The sequence below is a fragment of the Pseudomonadota bacterium genome, assembly GCA_030859565.1.
GTDB lineage: Bacteria > Pseudomonadota > Gammaproteobacteria > JACCXJ01 > JACCXJ01 > USCg-Taylor.
The window spans coordinates 1-10237 of the sequence record JALZJW010000135.1 but is presented as its reverse complement, the minus strand read 5'-3'; the positions used below and the strand labels follow the sequence as shown (position 1 = coordinate 10237).

The following is a 10237-nucleotide window of genomic DNA, read 5'->3' as shown; positions in this document are numbered from 1 at the left end:
GACATTTTGTCCAACGGTATCGTGTTCGCCATGATGCCTCCTCATGTGTGTTGCTACTATTTGATTGACTAGATTACTCCGGGCCGAGCCGACCGGTATACGTTTCGATCATTTTACTGAACTCGGCTTCGACTTTCGCTTCGAAGTCGGCCTCGATCTGATAGACCTCGGTAAACTCGCCAAAAGCCCAGCGGCCATGTGTCCCGAGATGATTGACGCCAGGCACCCAGTAAGTGTCCATGGTAGATTTTTTCTCTTTGGCGTCCTCGCGCCGGTAGCCCTTGATCTCGACGATGAGGTGCAGGAGATCATCGGCGCCGTAGCCGTCATCCACCAGTGCGATGAAGTCGGGCAGATACTTGCGCGTCTCCGAGCCGTAGCGATAGGGTACCTCAAGACCAAGGTTGTGGTTCTTGACGTAGGCCCGCACGCGCGGGTGCGCCTCCGCTACGCGGCAGAACTCGGCTTCCCAATCGCTGTCGAGAACGACCCAGTTGATGTGGCACCGGCGGGCGTCCGTTTCCCAGCGGAGGGTCTTCGAGGTGTTGAAACGGACATGAGCGGTGGAGCCGGTAGGGTTATAGGGATCGAGCACGGCCTTGATCGGGCGCTCTCCCACAAACTTGCGCGTGATGCCCGTGGTAATACGGTTACAAGCTATGTCGGCCAGCTCCTGGTACATGAGCAGCGCGGGATAGGTGACACGAGGCAGCCGTCGAGCCATTGCTTGGTGATGCGCTTCAACTGGCCAAAGAGGTGGAGCTTAGGCGCTTCCCCAGGGTCGCGCCATTTGGTGTAAAGCAGTCGCTGGGTCACGTGAAAAAGCAGCGTGGAAGGCCGCATGTCTCCCAGGTGCTCCAGACTGAGATCGACCGACTCGCCGATGATGCCTGCGTTTTTGGTGATGGACGGGCCCACCAGATCGGGGGTTAGCTCCAGGACGGAGTCGTCGTTGAACTCGGCGGTGAGCCGTTCCTCGGGTAGTTCGACGCGATAACCTTCGACGCGCGGGAAGCGGATTTCGAGCGCATCGCGCTCGGGCCGCATAGCCTTGACTTGGATGGTCTCCCGCGGCGGCTGTGGCGGCGCGACCACCGGCTTGGCGGTGAAGTCGAAGGGGATCCCCAACGCGTCGGCATATTCCACATTGAAGAGACCGTCTTCATTTAGGTCGTAAGACTGGCGGCGGAGCGCCCGTCCGATGACCTGCTCGCACAAGAGCTGGGTACCGAAGGCGCGGACGCCGAGCACATGGGTGACGGTATTGGCATCCCAGCCCTCGGTGAGCATCGAGACGGAAACGACGCAGCGGATCGATCCACCCAATTGGCCGTACTTACCGACGGTATTCATCACTTCGCGGAGCAGTGTCACATCATCGAGTTCTTTCCCCTTTTGCACTTCGTCGGCGAGTTGGCCGCCACGTTCGAGGATCTCGCGGCGGAAGCGCTCGATCTCATCGGCGGCCATGCCGCGGAAATTGTCATCAAGCCCTTCACCGGATTCGAGCTGCTCACTGTCGATGAGCAACGTGTTCGGCCGCGGGAGCGGGTTGCCGTGCTCGTCGAAGTTGCGGAAAAGCGCGAGGCGCCCATTTACCAGGGTGCTAGAGCCGTCATCATTCTGCCGGTGAAAGCCGGAGATGAAGTCGTATACCAGCTTGGAGGTGGAGGTGTTGTTGCAGACCACGATAAAACAGGGGGGTACGCGGATCCCAGCGTCTTCCCACAGTTTGTAGGTCTCCTCGTAATGCCCGTAAAGCGCCTGAAGGGCCGTTTGCAGACGAGTCGGCAGGGCGAGTGGATCCAGCACTTCCGCCTTTCCGCGACCTTTCTTGGGCATGTCCTTGCGGATGTTCTCCCAGAGATTACGGAACATGGGCATCTCATCGCCGGGGATGTTTTGTGCGACGGGGACGCGCGGCAATTTCACGATGCCGCACTCGATGGCGTCCATCAGCGAGAAATCGTTCATCGTCCACGGGAACAACGTGCCCTCCGCATAGCCTGAACCGCGCAGAAAGAACGGCGTTGCGGACAAGTCGATCACGCGTGCCACGCCGAGTTTGCGGTTGACGGCCTCAAGGCCGGAGATCCAGAGTCGGGCGGCTTCATTATTCTTCTCGGCCTCCTTCTTGTCATCGCCTTTCAAGTCGTCCTTCATCCAATCCCGGCTTCTCTCGATAACAGTGATGGGCCTCATCGTTCAGCACGAGAATGTTTTTCATGCCCATCAGGTCGGGCATCACTCGCTGCAACATCTGGCCCTCGGTTTCGAGGGTGTTCAGCTCTTCGCCTCGCCCTTGGGCAGCGAGCGTCCGCCCTTGGAGAGATCGATCCGCTCGCGAAGCTTGAAAGCGTGATAGTTGGTGATCACGATCTTGGCACGGTTCACGTCGTTCAGCAGGTCGCCCGGAATCAGTTCACGGCTCTGGTAGTAGCTGTCCGGGTCATTCGGTTGCAGGACTCGCAGGCGATCCTTGATCGTGAGGCCCGGCGCAACGACAAGAAAGCCACGGGTGAAGCGTTTGCTCTGCGGTCGCCGCACCGCGTTGATGGTTTGCCAGGCGATGAGCATCGCCATGACGGTGGTCTTGCCTGCACCGGTGGCCAACTTCAGCGCGAAGCGCTTGAGCTCCGGGTTGGCGTCGTTGTTGGCATTGGCCAGGTGTTCAAGAAAACCCTCGCCCACCTTGCCCGCCTGTGGTGCGACTTCAGTCAGCCAGATGGCAGTCTCAACCGCCTCGACCTGACAAAAGAACGGACGGATGCTGCTGTATGTGTGGTGCCGCCAGTGCTGAAGCAGTCGCGCTGTCTCTGAGGTTACGCGCCAGTCGTTGGGCTTCGGCAAGCGTCGCCACTGGTCCACCTGCTGGCGAACTGAATTGATGATGGCTGTGTGGTCGTATTGCTGTTCCGCCGTGGAGATTCCTTTGCCTTCGTCGAACAACAGTGATCCCTGTTCAGCGGAACCTTTGCGTTTCCTAGGCTTCGGAATCGGCGTGATGAACTCGGCGCGGCGGCGGCGCTCGATGATCTGCTGGGTCGGTTGGCCCTGCTCATCGAGCTCCCAGTGCCGCGCAGGGTACTCGTAAGGAGAATTTAGGATAGGTCTTTCGAAGAACTGATTATCCATCTTGTGCCTATTTCCTAATGGGCTCGATTACTAGACCAGCTGAGGTTGGCGTTGCCTGCGGGCGACGTGCGGTTAGACCTGCGCTTGTCGTCCTTCAGCCGCTCGCCGCGCCAGTCGCTGTCGTTGAAGCGCGAGCCGACCAGCACGTGGTCGGCCCCGATCGTAAAATGGCGGTCGCGGTGCTTGGGCAGGATTCTATTATAGAACAAATGGTTGTGCTACTGTTCTGCAAATAAGCTTATCTGTGAATCTGGATGCTCTACAAGGATGAGCAATTAGCCATGGATGCCATCGATCAACTCCAACAGGCGGTATCGGCATGGGATAGGCTCTGATGAGCAAAGCCACGGCAACCGTCCAAGAACTGGTCGGAATGATTGAGCCTGGTGAACTCCGCCCGCCTGAGATGCAAGATCAATAGGTATGGCGTTCCGCACGGCTACGCCACTTAATCGGATTCACATGCTGAGGATATCCCTCCGGTGCGATCCTGATTTGGGAGACTGACGAGGCAGTGCCACTGCCCCGCATTTCTTTCTCCATCGATATTTGCTAAATTCCTCTTATCAGTTCAGTCATTGAACTGATTCCGTGAAACCTTATGAGGTAGCTTAATCGCTACCTCAAAGGTAGTGGTTAGGCGGCCTCCTATTTATTTTGGATGTATGCCATGCAAGTACAACAGTTGTACGAAGAAATCACAGCGCGGATCATAGAAGGGCTAGAGGAAGGTGTGAAACCGTGGCAACCATCACCCCTGAGCAGACGGCCGAGTTGCGCCGGTTGATCAAAGAGACCGGCGCCAGTGAGTCGCGCTTTTGCGCGTACGTGAAAGTTAGGGATCTCGCCGAACTTCCCCGCTCCAAGGTTCGAGGCGGCCATAGCCGCGCTCGACAGGAAAGGGAGTCAACCAACAGCAAGGAGCTAGCATCATGAAAAAGCAATTACTCGCCATCATCATCGCTTTCGAGCAGCCGCGCTTTGGCCCGCAGATCTGGATTCCGTCGAGGTATTAGACGTTATGAAAGATGATTGCTGGCCATGGAAGGCAGGGTTGACCACGGCGGGTTATGGGTACGTCCGTGTCCGCGGGCGGGCGGTGCATGCACACCGATTAGTTTGGGAAAAATGGTATGGCCCAATCCCTGACGGCCTTTGCGTACTCCACCATTGTGATGTAAGGGCCTGTGTAAATCCGTGGCATCTCTGGCTCGGGACGAAATCTGGCAACGCAAGGGACCGGGACACCAAAGGACGGCAAGCTCGTGGTGACGCAAACGGCGCGCGGAAACATCCTGAACGATTAGCTAGACGGCCCGAGCAGATGAAGCAGCTCAAAGCGTTACTGAAAGGCCGCGGATGCGACATATAACCCCCAGAAACCTCCGCCGCGCAAGCGCCGCCGCCCGATCCCGCCGGTGAAAATTCGAGCGGCGCGGTAGACCCTTAATAGCCGTCGCGTTTTGGCGCTTACCCACAGAGTTATGAAGCGGATCTGTGGATATCCGGCCGGCGGGCTTTTAACGAATGTATAAGGTATTAGTCAGGAACAATAAAACCGGCGAAGAACGAGAAGTTTCGTGTGAGTTCGACTGGGACGAGACCAACGAGTTTATATGGACCGAGGGAAACTACGCCTGCGAATGTAACCGGGCGCTGTTCATTGCTCGCGCCGGAGGCGAGGACGAGCTTGAAGAAGCGCCAGAGGATCATCGGTAGTATCCGGCGCGATTGCGTGGACCACATGATCGTTTTCAACGAGCGCCACCTGAAACGGATCCTCACGATCTACTTCGAGTATTACCATCGGTGGAGGACTCACCTCGGTCTAGAGATGGACACACCTCAGGGACGGAATGTTCAGACTCCTGATCAAGGCAAGGTCACAGAAGTGCCCGATCTCGGTGGTCTACACCATCATTATCTAAGACTTGCAGCGTGAGATCGGGACGTGAAGATTAACGTCTGATTGGCGCATACGAGTTTTCAGGAAGGACAGGCAGCCGCTGGCGCGCCGTTCAAAACTTCCGCAAACCACGCTGATCAGCGCCAGCTCCAGGCCCCAGGCTCCGTTGACGATGAGGCCGCCGACAATGAGCTTAGGATCAACCGCCAGCGCCTTCAGCGGGAATACGACTAGGAAGGCAACCGCGGTCGGAGCTACGGCGCCAAGAATCAGCGCGCGCAGCCAGTGCTGAACTCCGCCCGCTCTGCGGATCAGCGGCCACAAGGCTATGCCCCACAGCCCGCCGAAGAACGCCAGCGAGATGACTTGAGGCACGCCGAAAGGATGGGTCGCCGCCATCGAGAAGGGGGCACGCGGAAACGCGCCGAGCACATAAAACAGCGCGATGACGCCTTGATGGAACACCAGGGTCGAAATGAAACCGCGGCGATGAATGCCTTGATGTGGGTCATCATTCTTCCTCATTATCGGGATTTATTGATCCAGTCTAATACGGCTTTGCTGATCTTCGCAGGCCACTCACGCTGCAGGAAATGGCCGCAGGCTTCGATCTCCTGATATTCGTACCGACCTAGGACTACCGCAGATTGGTACACCAGCTCTGTCAACCTGAACGAAGTGATCCGCTGTTCGCTAGGGTTGCATTCCTGCGGATCCGTTCCCGCCTGGGTACGACACGCGCCAGATGACGTTGCCGCCGTCGTCCGAGACGAACAGCGCACCGTCGCGCCCGACCGCCACCGCCACCGGACGCCCCCACACCTCGCCTTCCGGCGTGACGAAACCGGTCATGAAGTCTACATATTCGCCGGTCGCCTGGCCGTCCTTCATCGGCAGGTAGATCACCTTATAGCCGGTGCGGCGGGAACGATTCCACGAACCGTGTTCCGCGGCGAAAGCGACGTTGCGGTACTCGGACGGAAACTGATCGCCCGTGTAGAACGCCATGCCAAGCGATGCGCTGTGCGACTGGATCAACACGTCGGGCACGATCGCCTGGTCTTTCAACTCAGGCCGCTTGCCCGGATGGCGAGGGTCCTGATTCGCGCCGATATAATACCAGGGCCAGCCGTAGAAACCGCCCGCCCGCACACTGGTCACATAGTCCGGCACGAGATGATCGCCAAGCTTGTCGCGTTCGTTCACGGAAGTCCAAAGCGCGCCGGTCACAGGATGAATCGCCAGTCCGACGGGATTGCGGATGCCGTAGGCATAGACGCGCTCGTCCTTGCCCTCGGGAGTGTACTCGAAGATCCGCGCGCGGCGCGCTTCCGATTCGCGGTCCGAGACATTCGAGCGCGATCCGACCGAGACATACAGTTTCGATCCGTCCTTCGAGAAGACGATGTCGCGCGTCCAGTGACCGCCGCCTTCGAGCAGGCCGCCGCCGGAAATGCCGGAGACGATCGTCTCGTTTTTCCCGCGCGCGGTGGTATCACCCCTCTGATACGGGAAACGCACGATCGAACCCGTGTTCGCTACGTAAACATAGCGCGGGTTCGCGCCGACCGGATAGAACGCCATGCCGAACGGCTGGTCCAGGCCGGAGGCGAACACCTCGCTAATCTCGGGCGTGCCGTCGCTGTTGGCATCGCGCAGGAGGCGGATGCGGCCCGCTTCTGATTCCGCGACGAACAGATCGCCATTCGGGGCGATGCGGATCATGCGCGGGTTCTTGAGCCGGTCGGCGAATTTTTCGACGCGGAAACCGGCCGGGACCTGTGGCATCGCCCATTGGGGTTGCGAAATCTCGTTCGGCTGATTAAACACCGAGTCGGTCGCATACGGCGCCGGCAAATCGGCGGATGTCAACTTGCGGCGCACGCCCGCGCGTCGGTCGTCCAATCGCCCTTCGCCGCTACGCCGCTCAATAGTTCATTGCCTGCGCGGCGTGCGGCATTCGCCTGCGGCGGTGCTTTCCGCTGGTTCACTTGATTGCTTCCGGTTCGCTCGTTTGCCGAGTCGCTCTCGCCGGCGCATGCGCCCACGAAAACCGCCATCCCAACGATGAGACTGGCGGCGCGGAGCGAAGCCGAGATGCCGACGCGAAGGGGGTTCTGTTGGTGCATGGGGATGACCTCTAGAGCGTGTAGATGTCAAGGACCTGAGAAGCTAACTCGGCAACATAGCTAGCGTCCGTGGCTCTTCGTGCTGCCGTCGAAATTGGGCGGACAACTCGTAGGCCGCCTTTCGCCCAGTCCTTCTCGTCAAAGAAACCCACCGCCTCGTAGATGCCGAGATTGTTCACCAGAATGTCCACCTCGGGAAAGGCGCCGATGGTCTTTGCCGTCCCTTCAGCGGTGCCGTTGTCGGCGGCCAGGGGTAGAAACCTGGCTTCGGGGAGGTTGTTGCCGAGCTGGGCAATGGCCGAGGAGACGGTTCCTTCGCTGCGGCCGTTGATGATGACGCGCGCGCCTTCGGCGGCCAGCGTTTCCGCGATGGCCAGGCCGATGCCTCCGGAGGAGGCGGTGACGAGGGCGAGTTTGTTGCGGAGCTGAAGATCCATGATGGTTTCTTTTGCTTGAGGGTTAGGCCGCTTGTTGCAGCGAAGCCATGTCGATGACGAAGCGGTATTTCACGTCGCTCTTGAGCAGGCGGTCGTAGGCTTCGTTGATCTGCTGGATGTTGATCTTTTCAATGTCGCTGGTGATGCCGTGCTTGCCGCAGAAGTCGAGCATCTCCTGTGTTTCAGCGAGTCCGCCGATCAGCGAACCCGCCAGTTGGCGGCGCTGGAAGATGAGATTAAAGGACGCCACCGGCAGGGGCTGTTCGGGCGCGCCGACCAGCACCATGGTGCCGTCGCGCTTCAGCAGGTTTAGATAGGCATTGAGGTCGTGCTGGGCCGAAACGGTGTCGAGGATGAAATCGACGCTTCCTGCGTGCACCTGCATTTCCTCTTCATTCCTGGAAACAACCACCTCATGCGCGCCCAGACGTTTGGCGTCTTCGCTCTTGCCGGGAGAGGTGGTGAAGAGGACGACGTTGGCGCCGAAGGCGTTTGCGAATTTCACCGCCATGTGGCCGAGCCCTCCAAGGCCGACGATCCCGACTTTCTGTCGCTTGGAGACGTTCCATCGGCGAAGCGGGGAGTAGGTGGTAATGCCGGCGCAGAGCAGGGGAGCCACTGCGGCAAGATTCAGATCCTGGGGAACGTGGAGGACAAAATCCTCATGCGCGACGATCATCTTGGAATATCCGCCATACGTAGTGCCCCCGGTTTGTTTTTCCGGACTGTTGTAGGTGAAGATCGGGCCTTTTTCGCAGAACTGTTCCAGATGCTCGCGGCAGCTGGGGCATTGCCGGCAGGAATCCACCAGGCAGCCGATCGCCGCGGTATCCCCGACTTTGAATTTGCGGACCTGATCGCCTACTGTGGTCACCTTGCCAACGATCTCATGGCCGGGAACGCAGGGATAGACGGTATTGTGCCATTCGTTGCGGGCCTGATGCAGGTCCGAGTGGCAGACGCCGCAGTAGAGGATGTCGATCTGCACGTCATGCGGACCGGGCAGGCGGCGTTCGAAGGAAAACGGGGCGAGGGGGCTGGCGGCGGTTTGCGAGGCGTATCCAAGGGCAGCGGTCATGGGTATCTCCTGTTGAGGGTTTAGTTGAGGGTTTAGAAGCTGTTCTTCGAACAGGCAGGGAATGACGATGCCCGATTCGGTATGCTCACCGAAACCCGAGCTATCGGGCATCCGAATGAGTTCGTACAGCGCCGCGTTGCTTCCATCGGGTTCGCGCGGCTATTGCCATGTCCGTCCTCGACCGACGTCAGACAAAGCAGCCACAGCCGAACCACCAAGGACTTCGCGTGCCATGGCCCGAAGCACAATTCCGTGCTCTAGCGAATTCGGCCGAAAATATCGCGGTACTTTGTTGTGCGAGCGCGTTTGACCGCGCGTAGCCACCGTACGTTGCAACCGGCGACCAATCCGGCGAGACCGGCAACTGCGGCGGCGCGAACCGTTCGAAGGGCGCGGCGGCGTAGACCACTTTCCCGCCAACAATCGTGAGCAGCGATTCGAGCCGTTTGATCTCCTCCCCGGGAATGGAAAAATAATCCGCCGAAAGAACAGCCAAGTCAGCCAACTGGTCGGGAACGATGGAGCCCTTCTTAGCTTCCTCGCTAGAAAACCAACTGCTGCCGACCGTGAAGAGCCTTAATGCCTCCATGCGTTCGAGGCGATTCTCGTCAGGGTAAAGCGCGAGTCCACCGATCGTTTTGCCGCTAATCAACCAATAAAGCGCAACGAAAGGATTGTAGCTCGCGACGCGCGTTGCATCTGTGCCCGCTCCGACCGGCACGCCGAGTTCCAGCATCCTGCGGATGGGCGGAGTGCGCTGTGCCTGTTTTGCGCCGTAGCGATCCACGAAGTATTCACCTTGAAAAGCCATGCGGTGCTGGATCGCTATGCCGCCGCCAAGCGCCTTGATCCTTTCGATATTGCGGTCCGAGATCGTCTCACAATGATCGAAGAACCAGTGCAGACCGCTGAAGGGAACCTCACGATTAATTTCTTCATAGACGTTCAAGGCGCGTGTGATGGTCTCGTCGTAGGTCGCGTGCAGGCGAAACGGCCAACGACTTTCGACGAGATGGCGGATGACGGCCTTGAGCTCGGATTCCATCCCGGGCGGCATGTCAGGGCGCGGCTCGAGGAAATCCTCGAAGTCCGCCGCCGAGTAGACCAGCATCTCGCCGGCGCCGTTCATCCGGTAGAAGTCGTCGCCGGCACCGGGCTTCGTCAGTTGAGCCCATTGGCGGTAGTCCGTCAACTCTTGCTTGGGCTTCTGGGTGAACAAGTTGTAAGCCAAACGCAGCGTCATCTCGCGGCGTTTGTGCAGCTCATTGATGACTTCGTAGTCGTCTGGATAATTCTGAAAGCCGCCGCCGGCGTCGATGACGCTGGTGACGCCGAACCGATTCAACTCGCGCATGAAGTGGCGCGTCGAGTTCATCTGGTCTTCACGCGACAGCTTCGGCCCCTTCGCCAATGTGGAATAGAGAATACTCGCATTGGGTTTGGCGATGAGAAGTCCGGTGGGATTGCCTTGCTTGTCGCGTTGAATTTCTCCGCCCACGGGCGCGGGCGTATCTTTCGTATAGCCAACGGCGCGCAACGCCGCACCGTTGAG

The 10237-nt window shown here is 58.9% G+C and carries 4 protein-coding genes and 4 pseudogenes; 2 read left to right on the top strand and 6 right to left on the bottom strand.

The features are described from left to right. Positions 1 to 73 precede the first annotated feature (73 nt). Positions 74 to 3135, bottom strand: a pseudogene (locus M3436_16600) (DEAD/DEAH box helicase family protein). A 1527-nt stretch (positions 3136 to 4662) separates the two neighbouring features. Here M3436_16600 and M3436_16595 point away from each other — a divergent pair. Beyond that, entirely contained in the window at positions 4663 to 4854 is a 192-nt protein-coding gene (locus M3436_16595) for a hypothetical protein (GenBank protein MDQ3565656.1), read from the top strand. Further along, positions 4826 to 5077, top strand: a complete 252-nt coding sequence (locus M3436_16590; protein MDQ3565655.1) for an integrase — start codon at positions 4826 to 4828, stop codon at positions 5075 to 5077. The genes M3436_16595 and M3436_16590 overlap by 29 nt, the downstream gene beginning before the upstream one ends. A 102-nt stretch (positions 5078 to 5179) precedes the next feature. Here the strand turns inward: M3436_16590 and M3436_16585 are convergent. The 5 genes and pseudogenes from M3436_16585 to M3436_16565 all read right to left on the bottom strand — a co-directional run. Further along, positions 5180 to 5553: pseudogene (locus M3436_16585) on the bottom strand (hypothetical protein). Between the two features lie 181 nt (positions 5554 to 5734). After that, positions 5735 to 6972 (bottom strand): annotated as a pseudogene (locus tag M3436_16580) (sorbosone dehydrogenase family protein). 332 nt (positions 6973 to 7304) lie between these two features. Further along, positions 7305 to 7607: pseudogene (locus M3436_16575) on the bottom strand (SDR family oxidoreductase). Positions 7608 to 7629: 22 nt separating this feature from the next. Next, the gene (locus M3436_16570; protein MDQ3565654.1) at positions 7630 to 8685 is read right to left on the bottom strand and encodes an NAD(P)-dependent alcohol dehydrogenase; all 1056 of its coding nucleotides are present in this window, start codon (positions 8683 to 8685) and stop codon (positions 7630 to 7632) included. 187 nt (positions 8686 to 8872) lie between these two features. Then, the coding region (locus tag M3436_16565; GenBank protein MDQ3565653.1) for an amidohydrolase at positions 8873 to 10237 on the bottom strand (1365 nt) is incomplete at its 5' end.